Below are 21,275 nucleotides of genomic sequence, written 5' to 3'. Positions count from 1 at the left end.
TCATGACCGCGTTCGCAGTGGCGTTGGCATTCGTAGCAACCGAAGCCAGCCAGGCGGTCGCCGACGACAGCCCTTACCCGTCGGCATCGGCGGAGCCACCGGTACAGGTCGATTCCAAGGACTCCGACCTGAAGCTCCCGGACGGCGCCACCCTCGCCCCGCCCAAAGTCCTCGACATCAAGTCCGTCATCGAGGACCTCGGCGGCGAGGAGCGCCGCGAGGACACCAACGCCGACATCAAGTTCGCCCTCCAGGCGGAAGTGCTCTTCGGCAAGGACAGCGCCAAGCTCAGCGGTGAGGCCGAGGGGCGGATCAACGCCATCGCCGAGGAGATCAAGCGGCAGGACGCCAAGAAGGTCAGGGTCTTCGGGTTCACCGACGACCTCGGCTCCTCCGAGCACGGTGACGTGCTGTCCAAGAAGCGTGCCGAGGCCGTCCACAACGTGCTGGACGAGGCGCTCGGCGGCTCCGGGATCACGTTCGAGATCCGGGGCTACGGCGAGGACTACCCGATCGCCAGCAACGACGACGAGGACGGGCGCCGGAAGAACCGCCGCGTGGAGGTCTCCTTCCAGCGCGGGGAATCAGGCTCGCAGAGCTGACCGCACCGCGCGGCGACGGCCCCCGGCAGCCCCGGACCCGCCGCCGCGCGGCCCCGGCTCACCGCTCCCCGTGCGCCCCCCCGCTCCCCGCCCCCCTCGATGGACACCCTGGGCAGCCTCCGGGCCAGCGGCCCCGGCAGCCACCACGCCCGCTCCCCGAGCAACTGCATGGCGGCGGGCACGATCAGGCAGCGGATGACCACCGCGTCGAGCAGGATGGCGACGGCCAGCCCGAGCCCGAACTGCTGGAGCATGCGGTCCGTGCTGAGGACGAAGGCCCCGAAGACGAACATCATGATGGCCGCCGCAGCCGTGATGACCTTGCCGGTGGAGGCCAGTCCCTCCCTGACGGAGCGCGCGGCGTCTCCGGTCCGTACCCACTCCTCGTGGATGCGGGAGACGAGGAAGACCTCGTAGTCCATCGACAGCCCGAAGACGATGGCGAAGATCAGCGCGGGGATGAACGCTTCGACGGGCCCCGGCTGGACGTCGAACCAGCCGTTCTGGAAGACCAGCGTGATCACGCCGAGCGCGGCGGAGATGGACAGCAGGTTCAGGGCGGCGGCCTTGACGGGAATCCAGACGGACCGGAAGACCAGCAGGAGCAGGAGCGAGGAGACACCGACCACGACGGCGACGAACAGCGGGAGCCGGTCGGCGAGCGTCTCGGAGACGTCCTGGGAGGCGGCGGTCGCGCCCCCCACCAGCACGTCGGCCCCGGTGCTGTGTTCCAGCGGCGGGGCCACGTCCTCACGCAGGCGGTGGAGGAGGTCCACGGTCCCCTCGGCCTGCGGAGCGGTCGTCGGGTACACGAACACGGTGGACAGGGCGCCGTCCTCGGAAGGCATCGCCGGGCTCGCTCCGGCGACACCCTCGGTGGCGGCGAGCTCGGCCCGGACGGCCCGGCCCGCTGCCTGGTCACCCTTGACCAGGACGATCAGCGGGCCGTTGAAGCCGGGACCGAACCCCTCGGCCAGCAGGTCGTACGCGTGCCGGGACGTGCTGCCGGAGGGATCGTTGCCGGAGTCCGCGAACCCCAGCCGCATCCCGAGGGCCGGCGCGGACAGCGCCAGGAGCGCGATGACTCCGGCCAGCAGGGTCGGAACCGGGCGGCGCTGCACCGCACGCGCCATCGCCCGCCAGCGGTTGCCCTCCACCCTGCCCTTCCGCGCGGCCCTGGCCTGCTGCCCGAGCACCTGGCGGTGGATGCGTTCGCCGGCCAGGGCGAGGAGCGCGGGCAGCAGGACCAGCGAGGCGGCCATGGTGACCAGGACGGTGACGGCGACCGCGAGGGCGATGCCCTGCAACGAGCCGAGCCCGAGGGCCACCAGGCCGAGCAGGGCCACGATGACCGTGCACCCGGCGAAGAAGACCGTGCGCCCGGCGGAGTCGAGGGCGCGGCGACCGGCCTCCGCCGGCTCGGCCCCCGCCAGGAGTTCGTGCCGGTAGCGGTAGAAGATCAGCAGGGCGTAGTCGACGCCGACGCCCAGGCCGACGAGCATGAGGATCGGCGGAGTGAAGTCGGCGACGGTGAACAGATGCGAGGCCAGCGCGATCAGCCCGACGGCGCCGCCGACCGCGAACAGTGCGGTGAGCAGCGGCAACGCGGCCGCGAGCAGCGAGCCGAACAGCAGCACCAGGATGACCAGCGCCGCCACGACTCCGGCGAGTTCGGCGGTCGGTGGCGCCTGGTCCTCCGCGTTCCGCGCGGCCTCGCCCCCCACCTCGACCCGGAGGTGCCCGGTGGCGATGCTCCGCGCGACCTCGATGACCTCGGCGACGTTCTCTCTGGGAACCTCCTCGGCCTTGCCGTCCAGCGTGACGGACGCATAGGCGATCGTGCCGTCCCGGGACACCGCCGAGGAGTCGGCGAAGGGGCTGCCCACTTCGGCCACCCCGGCCATCCGCTTCACCTCGGCCAGCATCGGCACGATCGCGCCCTCGGCGTTCCGGACGCCCGCAGGGTCCTCGAAGACGATCTCGATGCTGTCGCCCGCCCGGTCGCTGCCGTGCTCCCGGAACAGGTCGGTGGCCGTCTGGGAGTCGGTGCCCGGCAGCGTGAAGTCGTTCCGGTACGCGGAGCCGGCCGCGACGGAGCCCAGAGTGATGGCGGCCAGAACGGCCACCCAGAGCGCGATGGCGGTCCAGCGGTGGCGCTGGGCCCAGCCGGCCAGCGCGCCGAACCGGCCGACCGGCCCGGAGGCGCCGGACGGAGACGGGGGCGGGGCGAGGGGAGCGGCGGAGCCGCGGGGGGAGGACGTGTGCATGCCTTCGATCGTGCTCGGCCCCCGCGGCCGGGCGCGTCGCCCCACGGCCGACAGTGAGCCGCGGAGTACGTACACCCGTGGATGTACGCGCGGTCCGCCGCGTACTCCTCCGGCAGGCACTGTAGGAACAAAACGGTGCAGAACGCACCAGGTGGCGCCCCGCTCCGGGCAGAATGATGCGGTGCCGCGCCTCGATCCCACCCGCCTCCGCCTGCCCACCGGGCCGCGTGCGGACCTCGCCCTCGCCGGGTTCGTGCTGGTGCTGACGGGGGTGGCCGAGGGGCAGCGCCTCGGTGCGGACGGGGAAGTGGCCGCCTCGGTGGCCGGCTCGTGGGCGCTGGCCGTCGCGGTGTGCGCGGCATGGCCGCTGCACCACCGCCACCCGGTGGCGGTGGGATGGTGGACGGCGCTCTGCACGGGGGCCTACTACCTGCTGAGCACGGTCGACGGCCCCCTGGTGGTGGTCCCCGTCGCCGCGCTCTACGCGCTGGCGGCCCAGGGCCGTATCAAGGTGTCGGCCGCCATGGCGGCGGTGATGGTCATCGGCGTGGGCGCGGGCGCGCTCGCCGGCACCGGAGACGTCACCGGCACGGCGGTCTTCATGCTGACCGGCTGGCTGGTCGCCGTGGTGGCCCTGGGCGCGATGCGCCACGGCCGGCTCGCGTACGCCGAGGAGCAGGCGAGACTGCGCGCCACGGAGGAGCGCCTGCGCATCGCCCGCGAGGTGCACGACGTCATCGGCCACACCATGTCGGTGATCCACGTACAGGCATCCTCGGCCCTGCACCGCATGGGGAGGAACCCCGCCCTGGCGGAAGAGGCACTGGCCGCCGTCAAGCAGAGCAGCAAGGAGGGCCTGCGGGAACTGCGCGCCACACTGGGCGTCCTGCGACAGGCCGACGAAGAGGCCCCGACCTCCCCCTCACCGGGTCTCTCCCGGCTGGACGAACTGGTCTCGTCGGCGACCCGGGCGGGTCTGGACGTACGCGTCGAACGCGGCGGGGTCCGCGCCCCGCTGCCCACCGCGGTGGACCTCGCCGCCTACCGCATCGTGCAGGAATCGCTGACCAACGCCGTCCGGCACAGCGGCGCCCGGCACGTCGTCGTCGCCCTCCGGCACGGCGAGCGGGAACTGACGCTCACCGTCACCGACGACGGCCGCGGCCCGGTCCGTGCCGGACACGGCAACGGGATCACCGGCATGACGGAACGGGCGCGAGCCCTGGGCGGAACACTCCGGGCCGGGGCCGGTGCCGCGGGCGGGTTCACGGTCCGGGCCCGGCTACCGTTCCCGGACCAGCACGCGACGACCGGCGGAGCAGTACATGATCAGGATCCTGCTGGCGGATGACCAGCGCCTCGTGCGCGCGGGAATCCGCGGCATCCTCGACGACGAGGACGACCTGCACGTGGTGGCCGAGGCGGCCGACGGACGCGCCGCCCTCGTGGCCTGCCGCGAACTGCTGCCCGACGTGGTGCTGATGGACATCCGCATGCCCGGCACGGACGGCCTCGAAGCCGCCCGCCGCATCGCCGCCGACGAGCGGCTGGCGGACGTGAAGGTGGTGATGCTGACGACCTTCGACCTCGACGAGTACGTCTACGGGGCGCTGCGCTCCGGCGCCACGGGCTTCCTGCTCAAGGACACCGAACCGGCCGAACTCCTCCATGCGGTACGCGTCGCCGCCCGCGGTGACGCCCTCATCAGCCCGTCCGTCACCCGGCGCCTCATCGCCGAGTTCGCCGAGCGCCCGGAACGCTCCCGGACGCCCGACCGACGCCTCGACGTCCTGACCGGCCGTGAGCGCGAGGTGATGCGGCTGATCGCCGCCGGCCGCACCAACGGCGAGATCGCCGCGCAACTGGTGGTCTCCCCGCTGACGGCGAAGACGCACGTCAGCCGGATCATGGCCAAACTCGGTGCGCGGGACAGATCACAGGTGGTCGTCATGGCCTACGAGTACGGCCTGGTCGTCCCCGGTGCGCCGGCCGACTGAGACCACACCGCACCGCGCGGCGGCGGCACCCGGGCCGCCGCCGCGCGGGGGCATCTCCGCCACCCGCCCACCGTCCAGTTCCAGCCGCCTCCCGCGGAAGCGGTCCCGCAGCCGCCGGTCGTGCGTGACGACGACCACCGCACCCCCGAACCCGGTCAGGGCGCCCTCCAGCTCCTCCACCAGCGCCGGGGAGAGGTGGTTCGTCGGCTCGTCCAGCAGGAGCAGGTCGACGGGTTCGCCGACCAGGCGGGCCAGTTCGATCCGGCGCCGCTGCCCGTAGGACAGCTCGCCGACCCGGAGGCGCAGGTCCGCCGGGCTGAACAGGCCCAGCGACAGCAGGTGTTCCGTGTGCGCGTCGAGGTCCCCGCCGCGCCCGTGGGCGTAAGCCTCAGGGAGCGTCAGACCGGCCGGCCACGGTGTTTCCTCCTGGCGCAGGTACCCGACCCGCCCCCGCGTCCGCACGGTCCCCGCGTCCGGCCGCAGCTCACCCGCGAGCACCCGCATCAGCGTCGACTTGCCGGCCCCGTTCGCCCCCGTGACCAGCAGCCGTTCCGCGCCCCCGATCCGCAGCGCGGGCACAAAGAGGCGCCGGCCGACGCGGATCCCGGCCAGCTCCGCCGCGACCCGGGGGGCGGACGCCTCCGCGGTGGTCACCCGGGCGGCGAACACCAGCGGATCCGGCGGCGGTGCGACCGGCCGCTCCGTGAGCCGCTCGACGCGTTCCTTCGCGTTGCGGATGCGGACCATCGCCCCGTGCCCCCGCCCCCGCGCCCGGAAGCCGCCGTGCCCGAACACGGTGAGCGGCACCTTGCGCGGGATCGCGTCCAGCCGGGCCACGTTGGACGCGGCCAGCTCGCGGTTGCGGGCCAGCTCGGCGCACCACTCCGCGTACTCCCGCAGCCGGCGCCGGCGATCCGCGGCCTTCGCGGCGAGGTAGCCCTCGTAGCCGTCCCCGTACCGGGTGACCCGGCCCTCGCCGACCTCCAGGATCGTCGTGGTGACCCGTTCCAGGAACACCCGGTCGTGCGTCACCGCGAGCACGGTGCCCCGGTGCGCCCGCAGGTGGTTCTCCAGCCAGTCCACCGCCCGGTCGTCCAGGTCGTTGGTCGGCTCGTCCAGCAGCAGCAGCTCCGGCCGGGAAGCCAGCGTCCCCGCCAGCGCCAGCCGCGACCGCTCGCCGCCCGACAGGGTGGACAGCGGCCGGTCCCGGCCCAGGCCGGGCAGCCCGAGACCGTGCAGGGCGATGTCCACCCGCGCGTCGGCCTCGTAACCGGCGCGCGCCTCGTACCGCGCGACCAGCAGCGCGTACGCCTCCAGCGCGGCGGTCAGCTCCGCGCCCGCCAGGCCCGCGAGCCCGGCCTCGGCCCGGCGCATCCGGGCCTCCAGCTCCCGCAGCCCGGCGAGCGCCGCGTCCACCGCGTCCTGGACGGTGGCCCCGGCGGGCAGGTCGAGCGACTGGGCGAGGTAGCCCGTGCCGCCGGGCGCGACGACGGTCAGCTCCCCGTTGTCGGGCCGGTCGAGCCCGGCGACCAGCCGGAGCAGCGTGGACTTGCCGGTCCCGTTGTCGCCGATGATGCCGGCCCGCTCGCCGGGCCTGACGGTGAAGCTGACGTCGTCCAGCACGACGCGGTCGTCGTAGCGGCGGGTGACGTTCTGAAGTGTGAGTTGTCCGGTGTGCAAGAGAAGCCCCTGATTCTCGGCCCGTGCCGATCGATGCGCGGTGGTCGGGGCGCGTCCGCGCACGCCGACGGCACACCGGGGCCGCGTGCCGGGAGGCAGGCGTCACGGAGCCGCTGAGGCGTGAGAGTGCGGATGCGCAGGAGAATGCGCTACTGCGGAGCCGAGCTCAACGCAGGCGCAGGGGGAGTATCACAGAGAACCCATACCCACCAAGGTAGGCGGGGGCAAGGACATCGGCAAGCGGTTTTCGGCCGATCACCGATCACTTCCGGCGTTCACGGTCGGCGGGGACGTGGCAGTCGCTGCCGAGGGTCGCGTACGACGCCCAGACGGACCGGCACGCCGGGGGAGTACAGCACGCTGATGGGGGCCTCGCCCGGAGCCGGCAGGCCCGCCGCCTCGATCAGGTTCTCCTCGCAGAGGAGCAGGTCCGCGCGGTGCAGGGGCCAGCGGGGGTGGTCGTTGCGCAGGTAGGCGGTGCGGCCGAGGAGGGACTGGTGCAGGCCCCATCGCGCGGTGAGGAAGTGTTCCAACTCCGTTGGCCGGTGTATGCGTTCGCCGGGACGCACGGTGACGCGGCTGTACGCGCCGCGAGGGCCGGGTACGCGGCGCGAGCTGGTGTAGCCGATCGTGCCCCCGGTCGCCTCCACCCGCATCCGGGACCACACGTACGGCAGGTGGAAGCCCAGCCGGCCCATCGCCGCGGGGACCAGCCGGGACGCGTCCAGCGAGCGGAAGACGACCCCGCGCCGACCCCGCTCGTCCACCGAGTACAGACGGACGTTCGTCTCGGGGAACGAGCCGAGATACGGCACACCGGGCAGCCCCAGCCACCCCACCCGGTGCATCCGGAAGGCCACCAGACCGACGTACGTGGCCCCGTCGAACGTGTCGGGCACCGTCCCCGCGGGCAGCAGCCCCGCCACCGCCTCGGGCTCCACGGCCCAGTGGACGAAGCAGAGGTCGAGCCACTGCTGAGTGAGCAGCGGGCGGCGCAGGATGTCGGGGGCGTCGGGTGTCACGGGCGAGGGCGTCGTCACGGGCCAAGCGTGGCACGGCCGTCCGGCGCGTTCCCCACGGCATCCGGTCCTGCGGCAAGCTCCGCGACGAGGTCCGGGTCGCGCATGCCGGGCAGTTCGTAGCCCTTGGCCTCATCCCACTCGATGTCCAGGTCGTCCATGTGCACATGCCAGTCCGCGTCGGGCAGCGCCCGGCGCAACTCCGTGACCGAGCCCAGCACATGGGCGACCACCGGCAGCAGCCGGCCGGGGTCGAACGGCATCTTGGTGGAGCCGTCGAGCACGGTCCCCGGCTCCGCCGCCCCGGGGTCGTACACGTACAGGCTCTCCTCGTCCCCGTACGGGAACGTCGTCTGGCGCGCGGTGACGACACGGGTGACGGCGGCCGACTCCGCCCCGGTCCGCGGGGTCGCGCGGCGCGCGGTGTAGTAGAGGGAGACGCTCATGGGGGGGAGCGTAAGGGCGGGGTACGACAACGAGGGCGGCCGAAGGCTCCTGCCGTGCGGAACCGGGTGTACCGGACGGGAACCCGAGCAGAAGAGGAGAGGCGGGGAGCGGGCCCGGCTCCGTACCCCGACGCCGCCCCGTCCACACCGCTCACGTCCCCGGAGCCGCAACCGTGTCCAGTCAGTCCAGCGGTACCGCCGCCGGGGCCCCGCCCCACCCGCGCAGAACCCCGCCGACCGCCCCCGGTCCCGGCAGGGCCCGGCGCTGGCCGCTCGCGCTGCGCCGCACGCCCGTCTCGCTGTGGAACGACGACCTATCGGACTGGGCCGCGGCCCTCACGTACTACGCGATCCTCGCCCTGCTGCCCGCGCTGCTGGTGACCGTGTCCGTCATCGGGCTCGCCAGCCCGGGCGCCACCGGTGCGCTGATCGCGGACATCACCGCCTTCGCGCCCGCCGAGGCCGCCGCCGCGCTGCGCGAGCCGCTGGAGGCCGCCACCCAGCAGCGCACCGCCGTCTGGCTGCTCGTCGTGACCGGGTCCGTCAGCGCGCTGTGGTCCGCGTCCAGCTATCTCGCGGTGTTCCGGCGGGCGCTGCACGCCATGCACGGGGTGCACGACACCCGGCCGGCGCTGCGCCAGGCGCACCTCATCGTGGCGTGGGCGGTCGGGCTGCTCCTGCTGATGATGGCCAGCGCGTTCGCCCTCGTACTCACCGGACCGCTGGCGCGCTGGGCGGGGCACCGCCTCGGTCTGACCCAGGTGGGGGACGCGGTGTGGGAGGTGCTGAAGTGGCCGGTGCTGCTGTGCCTGGTCGCCGGGCTGATCACGGTCCTCTTCCGCACCGGCCCGGAGCCGGCCCGCCGGGCCCGGCAGGCGGTGCCCGGCGGCGTGCTCGCGGCGCTGCTGTGGCTCGCCGCGTCGGCGGGATTCGCGCTGTACGCCACGTACATCGGCTCGTACAGCCGGCTGTACGGCTCCCTGGCGGGGCTGGTGGTGTTCCTGATCTGGGTCTGGTTCACCAACCTGGCGCTGCTGTCCGGGGCCCAGTTCAACGTCGAGCTGGACCGGGCCCGGCAGAACTAGTCCCCCGTCGTCCCGTCCACGATCTCGCGGATGATGTCGATGTGGCCGTTGTGACGTGCTGTCTCCTCGACGAGGTGCAGCAGGATCCAGCGCAGATCGGGGGTCGCGCCGCTGGAGCGCTTCCGCACGGCCCGGGTGTCCAGGTCATGGGCCGCGACCAGCTCCCGGTAGCGGGCGGAATGCTCCTCGTACTCCCGCAGCACATCGGCGAGCGGCATGTCGACGGCGATCCGCATCTCGCGGTCCGGGTCCTCGTCCGTCCACGGGCCCTCGTCCTCGCCGCCGAGGAAGACCACCTCGAACCAGTGGTACTCCACCCAGCGCAGATGGTTGACCACCCCCGCGATCGTCATCAGCGGGGAGCCGGGCAGGGGCGCCCGCACGGCGTCCTCCTGCGAGAGCCCCTCGCACTTGGCGACCGCGGTGGCGCGGGCGTAGTCGAGAAACGTGGTCAGCTGGGTGCGCTCGTCCCATGCGGGAGGCGTGTCGGTGCGTGTCATCGCCGCACAGCTTCCCCGGGCGGAAGGGGGTTGTCCACCACTTATGCGTCGGCGCGCAGGGCGGGATCCCGCAGCGCCGGATGCCCGGGCCCGAGGAAGACGGCGATGTCCGGGCCCTCCGCGGGGCCGGGCACCCGGCGCCAGCCGAGCCGCCGGTACAGGCGCACCGCGGGCTCGGCGTCCGCCGAGGTCAGCAGCCAGCAGCGGCCCTCGGGCGCGGACGCGGTGACGGACTCCAGCAGCGCGGCCGCCAGGCCGGTCCCCCGGGCGTGCGGGCTGAGCGCGAGTTCGTCCACCTCCAGCGCGCCGACGAGCCAGGCCGCCGTCCGTTCGGGGCCCAGGACCGAGGCGACGGCCGCGTAGCCCCGGGCGGACGGGAAGGGGGAGGCGGTGGTCCAGGCCGTCGCGAACCCCACCACCGAGGCGGCGTCCGGCTCCTCCGGGACGCCGTCCAGCGCCAGCGCGGCCCTGAATCCGGGACGGGCGGCGTCCTTCGCCAGGCGGTGGACGTAGCCGTCGGCCAGCTCCGGGTCCTCGTGCCACGGCGGGCCCGCGAACGCTTCCGCATAGGTCCGCCGTATGCCGTCCCGCCGCGCCAACAGCGCCTCGGCGCCTGTCGGCTGGACCCATCTGGCCATGTCGCGACTCCCCGCCGTCCCCGCCCCGCGGACCGGTCGGCCCGCCGGGCGAGTGTACGAGCCGGGCCCGATGACCGCCGGGCCCGATGACCGAGTGAGGAAGCAGGCCCGAGCCGCGGACCAGGGGTTGCCCGTACGCTCGGTACCGACCACCCGCCGGCCCCCACGCCGCCGCCCCGTGCGGTGCCGCGGGCGGGGCGGGCAGCCACCACGAGTGCCGAGGTGACGCGCCGATGAGTGACGGTTTCTTCTGCTCGTACCACCTGTGCTGGAGCCGCCCCGACGCCGAGTCGCTGCTCGGCGACCTGGAGGTGGCGGGGGTGCGCGCTGACCACCCGGTCACCCGGCGCATCACCCTGATCAGCCCCGGCGCCGACCCGTCCGGTACGCAGTCCTGGGTGAGCCGGGACCAACTCGTGCTGCTGACCGGGCTGCAACGCCTCGACCGGGTCGACTTCCTGCTCTGGCTGCCCGGCGGCGAGGAGATACGGGCCAGGATCAGCCGGGGCGACGACGGCACGGTGGAACTGTGCTTCGGCCTCGGCGCGCTGGACCGCGACGCCCGGGAACGGGTGGTCCGCGCGGTGCGCGAGGCGATCGGACGGGCCTCGCTGCTCTGCGTGGGCTTCGTGCTCGACCGCGAGGGCGCGTCGGCGGCCACCGACTGGACGGGCTTCATCGTCAAGGGCTCGGTGTACTTCGACTGCTGGCCGGACACGCTCGCGCTGCTGCCCGAAGTGGCCGGCGCCCAGCCGCAGCTGTCCGGAGTGAACTCCTTCCAGCAGTCGCCGTGGGTGGTCTACGGCAGCGACGTGCCCCGCAGATAGACCGCGGGTGCCTACGGAGCCTGCTCGACCCGGACCTGTACGCCCGGCCGCAGCCCCCACGCCGCCATCGCGCCCGCCTCCGCCTCGATCACATGCCGGCCGCGCGGCCGGGGCAGGCCCAGCCGGCCCGGCTTCATCGTGTGGACCGCCAGCACGTTGAACTTCCGGTCCAGATAGGCCACATCGATCGTGAACCGCATCCGGAAGGAGTGCACGCTCCCGCACGGCGTGATCATCAGCGCCCCGTCGACCCCGTCCCGGCCGAGCAGCCCGCGCGCCCGGTGCCGGTAGGAGGCCGCGATTCGCAGCGGCACCCGGGTCTCGGTCACCCCGTCCCGGTCCGTGATCGTCAGGGTCCCCGCGCCATCGCGCCATCGAGCCATGGCCCGACGGTAGCGGCGCGGTCCCGCCGCCGGGCCCGAATCCACAGGCCCAACCCCCTTCCGGGGCGGGCCGATTAGGATCGCTCAGGTGTACGCCATGCTGATAGGGGTCGCCGCACTCTGGGGCGCCGCGACCGGGCTCCTGGTACCGCGCGCCGTCTACCGGTTCTCCGTTCCGCCCGGCGAACCCTGGCGGAACGCCTGCCCGGCGGGCCACCCGCTCACCGGCCCCGCCCGCGCCTGGCTCGGTGCGGCGCGCTGCGGCGGGTGCGGGGAGGGGGCGGTCGCGGAGGTGCGTACGGGCGCCCCGGGCGCCGTACCGACCGGGGACGCGCCCACCCCCCGTTACGCCCCCCACCGCCTCGCCCCCGTCGTCACGGCGCTCGCCTGCGCCGCCCTCGCATGGTCCACCGGCACGCGCCCCGAGCTGGCGGCCTGGCTGCTGCTCGCCCCGGTCGCCGTGCTCCTCGCGAGCATCGACCACCGCGTGCACCGGCTGCCGGACGGGTTGACCCTGCCGGCCGCCGGAGCCTCCGCCGTACTCCTGGGCCTGGCGGCACTGCTGCCGGAACACGCGGGCTCCTGGCTCTCCGCCCTCCTCGGCGGCCTCGTCCTGGGCGCGTTCTACTTCCTGCTCTTCCTCGTCAACCCGCGCGGCATGGGCTTCGGCGACGTCAAACTGGCCCTCTCCCTGGGCACGGTCCTCGGCTGGTACGGCTGGCCCGTCGTCTTCGCGGGCGGTTTCGCGGGCTTCCTGTTCGGCGCGGTGTACGGGGCGGGGCTCGTCGCACTGCGCCGCGCGGACCGCAAGACGGGGATCCCGTTCGGCCCGTTCATGATCGCGGGGGCGTTCCTGGGCCTGCTGTTCGGCGGGCTGGCGGCCTGACCGCAGGGGGCTCAGCGCGTCCGGGCGCTGTGGCGCGCCACGCGGGCGCGGTTCCCGCAGGCGGGGCCGCACCACTGCTGGCCCGTGCGCAGGGCCGTGAAGAACAGCACACAGCTGGGCGCCGGGCAGCGGCGCAGGAGTGCGCGGCGCGGCGAGGTCAGCAGCCGGGTGGCCGAGGCGCAGACCTGGGCGGTCACGATGTCCATCACCCGCACCCCGTCCGGCCATTCGAGCCGCGGCCCGGTGTCCGGCCAGGTGACCGCGGCCCGCTGGACGCCCCGGGCCCGCTCGGTCACCAGGCCGAGGGAGGCGGCGGGCGGCCGCCCCCGGTCGACCAGGGCGTCGAGCAGGTCCCGTACGGCCTCGCGGACGGCGAGCGCGGTCGTGACGTCCTGCGCTCCCGTCTTCACGGGGGTGGTGGCGTCCATGCCGAGGCGCGGGCGGTACGCGTCGACCCAGTGGGCCAGCCCGTGCGGGGTGCCGATCTCGTCGATCAGGGTGCCCGCCTCGTAATGCCACGAGCTGGTGAACTCGACCGCCAGAGGCTCAAGGGGGCGGATTTCGAGCGTGTCCTTGCCGTGCGTCGTCATTCCGGCCCTCCCTGACCCGCGTACGCGGATTCTTCCAGGTTCCGCGAACGGCCGCGTGATCGGGCGGTTGCGGGTAGATTCACCCCACCGACGCTAACGTGCAAGCCATTAGCACCTGTCCCGAAGGGAACCCGACACGATGGCGCAGACCAGGCCCCCGGCCGAGGTCCCCGTCCCCGCGCGCCCCTGGCACGCGACGCAGGCGCCGCCCCGGCCGAAGCCGCTGACGACGCTGGTCGCCACGGCGAGCAGCGTCGTCGCCCTGACCCTCCTGGTGGCGGTGGGGGAGTGGTCGCACCAGGTCCTGCTCATCCCGCCGCTGGCGGCGAGCATGGCGCTGATCGCGGGCGCCTCCCAGACACCTCTCGGGCAGCCCCGCAGCGTGATCGGAGGCCAGCTCGTCTCCGCCGTGACCGGTTTCCTGGTCCTCGCCGTCCTCGGGCCGGGCATCTGGTCCTCCGGCCTCGCGGGCGGCCTGGCCCTCGGCGCGATGATGCTGCTCCGCGTCGCCCACTCACCCGCCGCCGCGACCGCCGTGATCGTGGCGGCGACCGGCCCCTCCGCCGGCCCGTTCCTCGCCCTGCTGGCGGCGGCGACGGTCCTCTTGGTCCTGGTGGGCCTGGTGGGCAACCGCCTCAACAAGCAGGCGTACCCGGTCTACTGGTGGTGAGCCGGGGGCCGGTGCCCGGCCCGCTCGGTCCGCCGGTTTCACCATCCTTGTCGGCGACCTCCCCCTTCCGGTCCGCTGAGCCGCGGGCCCTCGTTTCGGGTAGGGACGGACCTGACGGGCTGATTGGCCGCGAGGGCTTGAAGATGCTGGCGGGCCCGGTCTTCGTACAGTCGCTCCGCAGGAGCCAATTCGCCTCGGCGTTGCTGTTCCTGTCCCGTGCGTTCGAGGAGCTGGGTCGTGCCTGCGATCCGGCGGCCGAGATTGAACTCGGTGATGTTCGCGTTCCATCGGTCCTGGTGCATCGTCTCGCGGATCTGTCGTAGCTCGGCGGCCGGAGCACCGGCCTCGCGGAGTTCCTTCAGGCGGGTCGCATTCTCACCGCTGTGGTGTGCCCGGCCAAGTTCCCCGCTGCGGGACTTCATCGTCGCGGCCTCGTGCTCGATCCGTTGGAGCAGCCCCTCGGTTTCCGCGCGATGAGCTGCCAGCTGGACGTCGTCGCGGACGACAAGGGGAGAGATCGCAGGCATGGCCCGGCGGTCGATGCTGTCCAGGAGCGGCGTCCATTCGGCGCTCAACTCTCTGCGCAACTGTCCTTGCTTCTGCAGGAAATGGCTGCTTTCTGTAGCGGTCCAGGGGCGGTTGCGCTCGGCCTCGATTGCCTGGCTGGTCGCAAGCCCGAGAGACCAGGCACCTTTGGGGCTCAACTGGTTGGTATGAAGAAGGGTGCCGTCGCGGCGGGCGACGTAGATGGTGTCGGCGGCCCGTAAGGCGTCGATCTGGTCAGCCGTATCCAGTACACCGGAGTAGGCGGCGTCGTGCCATTGGGGCGGAATCCATCGGCCGTATCCGTACAATTGGCGGTTGCGGTGGTACCGGTCGACAACGCCCTGCAGGCTCAGGGCCTCGTGGGTGGCGACGAAGGCGACGCCGACCTGGAAGTCCGCTCGGCGGAACTCAGTGATCCGTTTGATCGCCCATTGGGGGCCGGCGAGTGGGGCACTGATCACAGTGTCCAGGCGTTGCATGCGCAGTAACCTGGCGGCTCGGCTCCACCAGTGCCCTTTGAGGGCCTCCGACGCCAGGTACGCACCAGTGAATTCCCCTTCTCTGTGCAACCGTTCGGCTTGAGGGTGTTGGAGTATCAGCTCGTCACCGTCGAGCGAGAAGGAATCGGTCCGGCCGATCCGAGACAGCAGAGTGTCCTGCGCGGTGGTTTTGCCTGAGCCGGGCGTCCCACCGATGAACAGGACGTTTGGGTTCTCGCGCGGCGTGCCGGTGATCCTTGGGCGAACGTGCCGGTTGAAGACACGGGCGTTCTCACGGTCGGATCCGAGACGTGGGTAGAGCTCGTCGCTCACGTGCCCTCTCCGCGGACAGCCCGAAGCCGAGCCGGGTAGTCGCGCAGGATCCGAGCCACAGCTGCATCATCCGTCACTGTGAGGTGACGTCGCTCGTCCAGGTAGCCCTGTTGCTCGCTTTGCAGCCGGGTTGCTTCGTCAGTGGCGTCGGTGTTGCCGATCTTGGCACTGCAGGCTGCGATGAGGGCATTGAGCAGTCCGCGGGCGTCCCCGTAGGACTCGGCCTGCGCGGCCGTGTAGGGGGCACTTGGTTCAGGCGTGATGTTCTGCATGGCTTTCCCTGCTTTCTCTCGGGGGCAGTGGATTTGCGTCGCCGTTGTCCGTTCCATCCTGTCTGGCGAACGAGATGGGGACAGCGACTATGGAGCCTGGAACGGGGCATCCGGTTCGGCGGCGCGACGGGCCAGTTCCGCGGCGGCAGGGTGCACGGCCTCCCTGGTGAGGGCCTCGGCAGTGACCAAGTACACCTCGAGTGCCTCGGATGTGCCGAGCGACAGTGACACCGGCGCCGGGGGTTCCTGGTGGCGACCGCCGGCGCAGGCGGCAAGCTGCAGGCGGGGCGTGAAGTTGTGGAGGACGCTGATCCAGTCGGCCTCGGCGAGGTCCTGAAGTTTCCCCGTGATGCTGGACACTCGATGCTTACACTGCGAGGGCGTGTTCTTGCTCGTGTCGCTGCCGGGTCTCCAGCGGGGTGAGGTAGCCCCAGACCGGATGCCTCCGCAGCCGCTTGCGGTTGTAGAAGCTCTCGATGAAGGTGAAGATCTCAGCGCGGGCAGTGGTCCGGTCGGGCCAGCGGCGGGTGCCGATCTCCGCTTTCAGCAGCGCGAAGAAGCTCTCGGCGGCGGCATTGTCGTAGCACGAGCCGGTTCGTCTCATGCTCTGCCGCAGCCCCAACCGGCTTACCACCCGGCGGAGTTCGTCGGCGGTGTACTCCGCTCCGCGATCCGAGTGCACGATGCAGCCGGGCCGGAGGTCGCTGCGGCCGGCGGCCATCGTCAGTGCGTCGACCACCAGGGATGCGCGGTGGTGGTCGGCCATCGAGTAGCCGACGATCTCGCGGGTTGCCAGGTCCAGCCAGGTCGCCAGATACAGCCAGCCCTCGTCGGTGGGGATGTAGGTGATGTCACCGACCAGTTTCCGCCCCGGGGCGGCGGCCGTGAAGTCGCGGCCGATCAGGTCGTGAGCGGGCACAGCCTTCTTCGCCGGACGGGTCAGCGACCGACGCTTGCGCCGGGTGACCCCGGTGATGTCGCGCTCACGCATGATCCGCTCCACCCGCTTGCGGTTGACCCGCCGGTCCAGCCTGCGCAGTTCCGCATGGATGCGCGGCACTCCGTAGGTGCACCGGGAGGCGATGTGCAAGACGGTGATCTCGTGGGCCAGGGCCTCGTCGGCGGCCCGGCGGGCGGCGCGTGCCGGCTCACCGGCCAGCCAGGCGTAGAAGGAGGACCGGGCCACCTTCAGCAGCCGGCACAACAGAGCAACGTTGTGGGTGGTCCTCTCCGCCTCGATGAACGCATACACGTCGTTCATCGATCGCTCTCCTTCGCGAAGAAGACCGCCGCTTTTCGCAGCACCTCAATCGTCTCGGCCTGCTCACGGTTCTGCCGCCGCAGCCGACGCAGTTCCTCCCGCTCCGCGCTCGTGAGCTCGCCCGACGCCCCCTGCCCGCGGTCGATCGTGTCCTGCTTGACCCAGTTCCGCAGGCCCTCGGCGCTGACCCCGATCTCCCGGGCCACCTCGGTGACGGTCTTACCGGAGGAGCGGACCAGCGCGACCGCGTCGCGCTTGAACTCCTCCGAGTACCGCCTACTGCGGTTGCTCTTGCTTCCCACCTGGCACTACTTCCTCTGGAACCTCACGTCCCAGTCTCCAGGTGTCCAACATCAAGGGGAAGCTTCACAGTGGCCTGTACTCCACTGTTCGGGCACGCCTGGGCACTCACGGTGCCCGCCCGTAATGCGGTCGCGTGCCGCACGGTCCGGCTGGGACGATGAGCCCATGCCCGCTGAATCCGACGCCACCCCGCCCATGTCCGGTGAAGCCGCCCGGTTCGACGCTCTCGTCGCGGAGGCGGACAGCGTCTCCGTCGACGGGTGGGACTTCTCCTGGCTCGACGGGAGGGCTACCGAGCAGCGGCCCTCCTGGGGGTACGCGCGGGCCATGGGGGAGCGGATGGGGCGGGCGCGGGCCGCGCTCGACATCCAGACCGGCGGGGGTGAGGTGCTGGCCTCCGTGCCGGAGCTGCCGCCGCTCGCCGTCGCCACCGAGTCCTGGCCGCCGAACATCGCCCGGGCCACCGCGTTGCTGCACCCGCGAGGGGCGGCCGTCGTCGCGGACGAGGACGAGCCGCCGCTGCCGTTCGGGGACGGGGCGTTCGACCTGGTGGTCAGCCGGCATCCGGTGACCACCTGGTGGGCGGAGATCGCCCGGGTGCTGGCCCCCGGCGGCACGTACTTCTCGCAGCAGGTGGGCCCCGCGAGCGTCTTCGAGCTGGTCGAGTACTTCCTCGGGCCGCAGCCCCCGGAGGTGCGCGGCGCGCGCGACCCGGAGCGGGCGCGGGCCGACGCCGAGGCGGCCGGGCTGGACGTCGTGGACCTGCGGTCGGAGCGGCTGCGCACCGAGTTCCTCGACATCGGGGCCGTCGTCTACTTCCTGCGCAAGGTGATCTGGATGGTGCCCGGCTTCACCGTCGAGCACTACCGGCCCCAACTCGCGGCGCTGCACCACCGCCTGGAGACCGAGGGCCCGTTCGTCGCCCACACCACCCGCTTCCTGATCGAGGCCCGCAAACCCGCGTGAGACGGGCGCCCCCACGGAGCGAGAAGGATGGCACTCTGGTCGCGAGCGTTCGGGGAAGGAGCTGGCCATGGACCTCGGCACCGACGGGGATGCCGCGCACGGCCCGCGCCGGGGTGGCTCCGAGTGGCTCAAGGGGGCCAGGATCGTCGGCGTCCTCGGGATCTTCTACCGCCCCGAGGGCCGGATGGGCGAGCCGGAGGCCGTCTCGTTCGTGCTGGACGACGGCCAGTCGGTCCGCCTGACCTGCGCCTCCGACGGCACCCTGCACGTGGGCGCCGGCACCTGGCCACGGCTGCCCGACTGGTGTGTGCCCGCCGCCCAGTGGGAGTTCGCCGAGCCGGCCGGTCTGCCGCAGCCCCCGGAAGGCGGCTGGACGGTGCTCAGCACGGACGAGCGCCGGGACGAGCGGGGTGAGGTCCACGAGGCCGTGATCCGCTGCGAGGGCGGCCGCTTCGTGGTCGTCGGCGGGGACACCGTGGGCGTCCGCTTCACCCGGGGCCACCGGGGCGCGGCGGCCGCGACGTGACGGAATGGCATCGGGTGCCAACTCCCGCCGCCACACGCCGGACCGCCGTTCCATACTCGTACCCATGACCTCCGCGAGACGCACGGCTGCCCTGCTCCTGACCGCCGCCGCACTCACCGGCTGCGGCCATGTCCGGGCCACCCCCGGCGACGCGGCGCCGCCCCCGGCCTCCGCCGTCTCCGTCCCGGAGGGCCCGGGCGACGGGCATGCCGCCGAGCCGACCGCCGGTCAGCGCGCCGAGCCCACCCCCGGTCAGCACGTCGAACAGGGCGGCGACGCCAACCCGCACTACGCCGAGAACCACGCCTTCCAGTCCACCCTCGACCTGTCCGACGCGGACCGCGCCCGGGGCGAGGCGGAGGTGAAGCGGGTGAAGCAGGGGCTCGCCGCGCTCGCGGAGGGGCAGGAGTCCACCGAGGACACGGTCTTCCAGGCACTCCACGCCCTCGGATACCCGGACGGATCGGTCACCACGAGCACCTTCGGAACGCACCGCACCTCCTTCACCGTGACCCTCGGGACCCTCTGTCTGGACGGCTCGCTGGACGGTGTGGTCAACGGACTCGTCAACGCGGAGGCGCACGGCCGCTACATGGAGGGAACGGGCTGTGTGAAGCCCCGGGGCGGCCACTGACGAGCGGAATGTGGACATCCTGTGGACGTCTCGGGCGTGTTTCCGGTGCCCGCCCCGGGATGGGCGGTGTCCCCGCAGGTCAGAGACGTCCGGCGAGGGTCGCCTCGTGACGGGAGCGAAGCCTGTCACTCTCGGAGAGTAATTATTTCGCGCCGCGGCACCCAGCATCACTTACGAAGGGTTATGGTGGAAACCCCCCCTCGGGCCGGTCCGTAACCCCCCCCCACGGACCGGCCCGTTTTTTGTGCCCGGCGCCGGGCCGGGCTCGCACTCAGCCCCGCGCGGCCCAGATGTTGGTGCCCTCGGTGTCGACGGCGAAGACGTCGATCTCCTTCAGCTCCTCGGCCGACAGCTCCGGGCCCGCCAGCGCCGCGACGTTCTCCTCCAGCTGTCCCACGCTCGACGCGCCGATCAGGGCGGACGTCATCCGGCTGTCGCGCAGCACCCACGCCAGGGCCAGCTGGGCGAGCGACTGGCCGCGGCGGCGCGCGATGTCGTTCAGCCCGTTCAGCCGGCGCACCACCTCCTGCGACAGCAGGTCCGGGTCGAGCGACTTGCCCTGCGTGGCCCGCGAGCCCTCCGGGATGCCGTTCAGGTACTTCCCGGTCAGCAGCCCTTGGGCCAGCGGTACGAAGGAGATGCAGCCCATCCCGGCCGCCTCCAGCGTGTCCAGGAGCCCGTCGTCCTCGGTCCAGCGGTTGATCATCGAGTAGGACGGCTGGTGGATCAGGGCCGGGACGCCCATCTCCCGCAGCAGCCGCGCCGCCTCGGCGGTCTGCGCCGAGTTGTACGAGGACACCCCCACGTACAGCGCCTTGCCCTGCTGTACGGCGGAGGCCAGCGCCCCCATCGTCTCCTCCAGCGGAGTCTCCGGGTCGAAGCGGTGCGAGTAGAAGATGTCGACGTAGTCCAGGCCCATCCGCTTCAGGGAGGCGTCCAGCGACGACAGCAGGTACTTGCGCGAGCCCCACTCCCCGTACGGCCCGGGGTGCATCTCGTACCCCGCCTTGGTCGAGATCAGCAGTTCGTCCCGGTACGGGGCGAAGTCCTGGCGGAAGAGCTTGCCGAAGTTCAGCTCGGCCGAGCCGGCCGGCGGGCCGTAGTTGTTGGCCAGGTCGAAATGGGTCACACCGAGATCGAAGGCGCGGCGCAGGATGGCCCGCTGGGAGCCGAGTGCCCGGTCGTCGCCGAAGTTGTGCCAGAGGCCGAGCGAGACGGCCGGCAGCTTGAGGCCGCTGCGTCCGCTGCGGCGGTACTCCATGGAGTCGTAGCGGGATGCGGCGGCCTGGTAGGGGGAAGAGGAATCAGTCACGATTATCTCTTTATCACGGACTTGTGACAGGCCGAGTTGGGTGGGTGCGGCGCCCGCGCAGTAATGTGGCCTGACGGGACTGCCATGACACGGCGGGGCGATCCGCCCCCTTCCAGTGCGGCGATCCGATCCCCAGGGGACGACCCCGGACCCCTGAGCTGGGGCCGGCGGGCCCGCACGGAACCGAGAGGTGGACTCAGTGAACTTGCGCGACCTGGTGTACGGGCTCTACGCGCGCCGGGTGGAGGCCCGCCTCGACCACTCCCAGGTGCCCAAGCACATCGGCGTCATCCTCGACGGCAACCGGCGCTGGGCCAAGGCGTCCGGTGGCACGGCGGCCGAGGGCCACCAGGCCGGTGCCGACAAGATCAAGGAACTCCTGGGCTGGTGCAGCGAGACCGACGTCGAGGTCGTCACGCTCTGGCTGCTCTCCACCGACAACTTCGACCGGCCCGAGTCCGAGCTGACCCCGCTCCTCGGCATCATCGAGAACACCGTGCGCGGCCTGGCCGCGGACGGCCGCTGGCGGGTCCACCACGTCGGCACGCTCGACCTGCTGCCCGCCCACACCCAGACCGTCCTCAAGGAGGCCGAGCAGGCCACCGTCGGGGTCGACGGGATACTCGTCAACGTCGCCGTGGGCTACGGCGGCCGGCAGGAGATCGCCGACGCCGTGCGCTCCCTGCTCCTGGACCACTCCGCCAAGGGCACCTCCTTCGAGGACCTGGCCGAGATCGTCTCCACCGACCTGATCTCCGAGCACCTCTACACGCGCGGCCAGCCCGACCCCGACCTCGTCATCCGGACCAGCGGCGAGCAGCGCCTCTCCGGCTTCATGCTCTGGCAGAGCGCCCACTCCGAGTACTACTTCTGCGAGGTCTTCTGGCCGGCCTTCCGCCGGGTCGACTTCCTGCGGGCCCTGCGCGACTACGCCGCGCGCCACCGGCGCTACGGAGGCTGAGCCCGGCGGGGTCCGCCCCGCCGTCCCCCGGAAGAGATCCGGTCGGCATGGCCGGCCGGGTAAGAGGGCATATCCCTGACAGGCCGGCGCCC

Annotated in this window: 25 protein-coding genes; 11 read left to right on the top strand and 14 right to left on the bottom strand. The window is 72.5% G+C overall.

Annotated elements, in window-relative coordinates; genetic code table 11:
• Nucleotides 1–2: 2 nt before the first annotated feature.
• A complete protein-coding gene (locus OG867_RS10530; protein WP_406284511.1) occupies nucleotides 3–602 on the top strand; it encodes an OmpA family protein in 600 nt (199 codons plus the stop codon).
• Here OG867_RS10530 and OG867_RS10525 read toward each other — a convergent pair.
• The gene (locus OG867_RS10525; protein WP_406284509.1) at nucleotides 506–2,869 is read right to left on the bottom strand and encodes an MMPL family transporter; all 2,364 of its coding nucleotides are present in this window, start codon (nucleotides 2,867–2,869) and stop codon (nucleotides 506–508) included. The two genes, OG867_RS10530 and OG867_RS10525, sit on opposite strands and share 97 nt — an antisense overlap.
• Nucleotides 2,870–3,050: 181 nt before the next feature.
• Here OG867_RS10525 and OG867_RS10520 point away from each other — a divergent pair, with 181 nt between their 5' ends.
• Nucleotides 3,051–4,220, top strand: coding sequence for a sensor histidine kinase (locus tag OG867_RS10520; protein WP_406284507.1), 1,170 nt, complete (start codon nucleotides 3,051–3,053; stop codon nucleotides 4,218–4,220).
• On the top strand, nucleotides 4,195–4,866 hold the full coding sequence (locus OG867_RS10515) for a response regulator (protein ID WP_406284505.1): 672 nt from the start codon (nucleotides 4,195–4,197) through the stop codon (nucleotides 4,864–4,866). Before OG867_RS10520 ends, OG867_RS10515 begins: the two co-directional genes overlap by 26 nt.
• Here the strand turns inward: OG867_RS10515 and OG867_RS10510 are convergent.
• From OG867_RS10510 to OG867_RS10500, 3 genes are all read right to left on the bottom strand, one after another.
• A complete protein-coding gene (locus OG867_RS10510; protein WP_406284503.1) occupies nucleotides 4,804–6,546 on the bottom strand; it encodes a TlrC/CarA/OleB/SrmB family ABC-F type ribosomal protection protein in 1,743 nt (580 codons plus the stop codon). The genes OG867_RS10515 and OG867_RS10510 overlap by 63 nt on opposite strands.
• Nucleotides 6,547–6,821: 275 nt before the next feature.
• Complete coding sequence (locus OG867_RS10505; protein WP_406284501.1) at nucleotides 6,822–7,586, bottom strand: YqjF family protein; 765 nt, start codon at nucleotides 7,584–7,586, stop codon at nucleotides 6,822–6,824.
• Complete coding sequence (locus OG867_RS10500) at nucleotides 7,583–8,011, bottom strand: hypothetical protein (RefSeq protein WP_328902025.1); 429 nt, start codon at nucleotides 8,009–8,011, stop codon at nucleotides 7,583–7,585. The genes OG867_RS10505 and OG867_RS10500 overlap by 4 nt, the downstream gene beginning before the upstream one ends.
• A 173-nt stretch (nucleotides 8,012–8,184) precedes the next feature.
• On the opposite strand from OG867_RS10500, the gene OG867_RS10495 reads away from it, so the two are divergent.
• Nucleotides 8,185–9,096, top strand: coding sequence for a YihY/virulence factor BrkB family protein (locus OG867_RS10495; protein ID WP_406284499.1), 912 nt, complete (start codon nucleotides 8,185–8,187; stop codon nucleotides 9,094–9,096).
• Here OG867_RS10495 and OG867_RS10490 read toward each other — a convergent pair.
• Together OG867_RS10490 and OG867_RS10485 are read right to left on the bottom strand one after the other, a co-directional pair.
• Nucleotides 9,093–9,596, bottom strand: coding sequence for a DinB family protein (locus OG867_RS10490; RefSeq protein WP_406284497.1), 504 nt, complete (start codon nucleotides 9,594–9,596; stop codon nucleotides 9,093–9,095). The two genes, OG867_RS10495 and OG867_RS10490, sit on opposite strands and share 4 nt — an antisense overlap.
• Nucleotides 9,597–9,637: 41 nt before the next feature.
• Nucleotides 9,638–10,234, bottom strand: a complete 597-nt coding sequence (locus OG867_RS10485) for a GNAT family N-acetyltransferase (RefSeq protein WP_406284495.1) — start codon at nucleotides 10,232–10,234, stop codon at nucleotides 9,638–9,640.
• A 233-nt stretch (nucleotides 10,235–10,467) separates the two neighbouring features.
• On the opposite strand from OG867_RS10485, the gene OG867_RS10480 reads away from it, so the two are divergent.
• A complete protein-coding gene (locus OG867_RS10480; protein ID WP_328902029.1) occupies nucleotides 10,468–11,061 on the top strand; it encodes a hypothetical protein in 594 nt (197 codons plus the stop codon).
• Nucleotides 11,062–11,072: 11 nt separating this feature from the next.
• Here OG867_RS10480 and OG867_RS10475 read toward each other — a convergent pair whose 3' ends face one another.
• On the bottom strand, nucleotides 11,073–11,444 hold the full coding sequence (locus OG867_RS10475) for a DUF192 domain-containing protein (protein ID WP_365678111.1): 372 nt from the start codon (nucleotides 11,442–11,444) through the stop codon (nucleotides 11,073–11,075).
• Nucleotides 11,445–11,532: 88 nt separating this feature from the next.
• On the opposite strand from OG867_RS10475, the gene OG867_RS10470 reads away from it, so the two are divergent.
• Complete coding sequence (locus OG867_RS10470) at nucleotides 11,533–12,330, top strand: A24 family peptidase (RefSeq protein ID WP_328902031.1); 798 nt, start codon at nucleotides 11,533–11,535, stop codon at nucleotides 12,328–12,330.
• A gap of 11 nt (nucleotides 12,331–12,341) precedes the next feature.
• Here OG867_RS10470 and OG867_RS10465 read toward each other — a convergent pair whose 3' ends face one another.
• A complete protein-coding gene (locus tag OG867_RS10465; RefSeq protein WP_328902032.1) occupies nucleotides 12,342–12,920 on the bottom strand; it encodes an ABATE domain-containing protein in 579 nt (192 codons plus the stop codon).
• Nucleotides 12,921–13,059: 139 nt separating this feature from the next.
• On the opposite strand from OG867_RS10465, the gene OG867_RS10460 reads away from it, so the two are divergent.
• Complete coding sequence (locus OG867_RS10460; protein WP_406284492.1) at nucleotides 13,060–13,590, top strand: HPP family protein; 531 nt, start codon at nucleotides 13,060–13,062, stop codon at nucleotides 13,588–13,590.
• Between the two features lie 38 nt (nucleotides 13,591–13,628).
• On the opposite strand, the gene OG867_RS10455 is transcribed toward OG867_RS10460, so the two are convergent.
• From OG867_RS10455 to OG867_RS10435, 5 genes are all read right to left on the bottom strand, one after another.
• A complete protein-coding gene (locus OG867_RS10455) occupies nucleotides 13,629–14,948 on the bottom strand; it encodes a zeta toxin family protein (RefSeq protein ID WP_406284490.1) in 1,320 nt (439 codons plus the stop codon).
• Nucleotides 14,945–15,220, bottom strand: a complete 276-nt coding sequence (locus tag OG867_RS10450; RefSeq protein WP_328902035.1) for a hypothetical protein — start codon at nucleotides 15,218–15,220, stop codon at nucleotides 14,945–14,947. Before OG867_RS10450 ends, OG867_RS10455 begins: the two co-directional genes overlap by 4 nt.
• A gap of 87 nt (nucleotides 15,221–15,307) precedes the next feature.
• Nucleotides 15,308–15,580 carry a hypothetical protein gene (locus OG867_RS10445; RefSeq protein WP_406284488.1) on the bottom strand — a complete coding sequence of 91 codons (273 nt, stop codon included), beginning with the start codon at nucleotides 15,578–15,580 and terminating at the stop codon, nucleotides 15,308–15,310.
• A 7-nt stretch (nucleotides 15,581–15,587) separates the two neighbouring features.
• Nucleotides 15,588–16,481, bottom strand: coding sequence for an IS3 family transposase (locus OG867_RS10440; RefSeq protein ID WP_406284486.1), 894 nt, complete (start codon nucleotides 16,479–16,481; stop codon nucleotides 15,588–15,590).
• Nucleotides 16,478–16,783, bottom strand: a complete 306-nt coding sequence (locus OG867_RS10435) for a transposase (RefSeq protein ID WP_328898588.1) — start codon at nucleotides 16,781–16,783, stop codon at nucleotides 16,478–16,480. Before OG867_RS10435 ends, OG867_RS10440 begins: the two co-directional genes overlap by 4 nt.
• 166 nt (nucleotides 16,784–16,949) lie before the next feature.
• On the opposite strand from OG867_RS10435, the gene OG867_RS10430 reads away from it, so the two are divergent.
• From OG867_RS10430 to OG867_RS10420, 3 genes are all read left to right on the top strand, one after another.
• The gene (locus tag OG867_RS10430) at nucleotides 16,950–17,750 is read left to right on the top strand and encodes a class I SAM-dependent methyltransferase (protein WP_328902046.1); all 801 of its coding nucleotides are present in this window, start codon (nucleotides 16,950–16,952) and stop codon (nucleotides 17,748–17,750) included.
• 67 nt (nucleotides 17,751–17,817) lie between these two features.
• The gene (locus tag OG867_RS10425; protein WP_406284483.1) at nucleotides 17,818–18,276 is read left to right on the top strand and encodes a hypothetical protein; all 459 of its coding nucleotides are present in this window, start codon (nucleotides 17,818–17,820) and stop codon (nucleotides 18,274–18,276) included.
• 64 nt (nucleotides 18,277–18,340) lie between these two features.
• Nucleotides 18,341–18,910 carry a hypothetical protein gene (locus OG867_RS10420; protein WP_406284481.1) on the top strand — a complete coding sequence of 190 codons (570 nt, stop codon included), beginning with the start codon at nucleotides 18,341–18,343 and terminating at the stop codon, nucleotides 18,908–18,910.
• A 271-nt stretch (nucleotides 18,911–19,181) separates the two neighbouring features.
• Here OG867_RS10420 and mgrA read toward each other — a convergent pair whose 3' ends face one another.
• Nucleotides 19,182–20,222 (bottom strand): L-glyceraldehyde 3-phosphate reductase, encoded by a 1,041-nt coding sequence (gene mgrA, locus OG867_RS10415; protein WP_406284479.1) that lies wholly within the window; start codon nucleotides 20,220–20,222, stop codon nucleotides 19,182–19,184.
• A gap of 199 nt (nucleotides 20,223–20,421) precedes the next feature.
• Between mgrA and OG867_RS10410 the strand changes: the two genes are divergently transcribed.
• On the top strand, nucleotides 20,422–21,183 hold the full coding sequence (locus tag OG867_RS10410; RefSeq protein ID WP_018100938.1) for an isoprenyl transferase: 762 nt from the start codon (nucleotides 20,422–20,424) through the stop codon (nucleotides 21,181–21,183).
• The last annotated feature ends 92 nt before the right edge of the window (nucleotides 21,184–21,275 follow it).

Origin of the sequence: Streptomyces sp. NBC_00209, assembly GCF_045206345.1 — a bacterium.
GTDB lineage: Bacteria > Actinomycetota > Actinomycetes > Streptomycetales > Streptomycetaceae > Streptomyces.
The sequence above is the reverse complement of the archived record's forward strand: the minus strand, read 5'-3'. Positions and strand labels throughout refer to the sequence as shown.

Coding starts and splice junctions, on each gene's coding strand:
- OG867_RS10530 (WP_406284511.1), top strand. CDS start 3: ATGACCGCGTTCGCAGTGGCGTTGGCATTCGTAGCAACCGAAGCCAGC.
- OG867_RS10525 (WP_406284509.1), bottom strand. CDS start 2,869: ATGCACACGTCCTCCCCCCGCGGCTCCGCCGCTCCCCTCGCCCCGCCC.
- OG867_RS10515 (WP_406284505.1), top strand. CDS start 4,195: ATGATCAGGATCCTGCTGGCGGATGACCAGCGCCTCGTGCGCGCGGGA.
- OG867_RS10500 (WP_328902025.1), bottom strand. CDS start 8,011: ATGAGCGTCTCCCTCTACTACACCGCGCGCCGCGCGACCCCGCGGACC.
- OG867_RS10490 (WP_406284497.1), bottom strand. CDS start 9,596: ATGACACGCACCGACACGCCTCCCGCATGGGACGAGCGCACCCAGCTG.
- OG867_RS10485 (WP_406284495.1), bottom strand. CDS start 10,234: ATGGCCAGATGGGTCCAGCCGACAGGCGCCGAGGCGCTGTTGGCGCGG.
- OG867_RS10480 (WP_328902029.1), top strand. CDS start 10,468: ATGAGTGACGGTTTCTTCTGCTCGTACCACCTGTGCTGGAGCCGCCCC.
- OG867_RS10475 (WP_365678111.1), bottom strand. CDS start 11,444: ATGGCTCGATGGCGCGATGGCGCGGGGACCCTGACGATCACGGACCGG.
- OG867_RS10465 (WP_328902032.1), bottom strand. CDS start 12,920: ATGACGACGCACGGCAAGGACACGCTCGAAATCCGCCCCCTTGAGCCT.
- OG867_RS10460 (WP_406284492.1), top strand. CDS start 13,060: ATGGCGCAGACCAGGCCCCCGGCCGAGGTCCCCGTCCCCGCGCGCCCC.
- OG867_RS10450 (WP_328902035.1), bottom strand. CDS start 15,220: ATGCAGAACATCACGCCTGAACCAAGTGCCCCCTACACGGCCGCGCAG.
- OG867_RS10440 (WP_406284486.1), bottom strand. CDS start 16,481: ATGAACGACGTGTATGCGTTCATCGAGGCGGAGAGGACCACCCACAAC.
- OG867_RS10430 (WP_328902046.1), top strand. CDS start 16,950: ATGCCCGCTGAATCCGACGCCACCCCGCCCATGTCCGGTGAAGCCGCC.
- OG867_RS10425 (WP_406284483.1), top strand. CDS start 17,818: ATGGACCTCGGCACCGACGGGGATGCCGCGCACGGCCCGCGCCGGGGT.
- OG867_RS10420 (WP_406284481.1), top strand. CDS start 18,341: ATGACCTCCGCGAGACGCACGGCTGCCCTGCTCCTGACCGCCGCCGCA.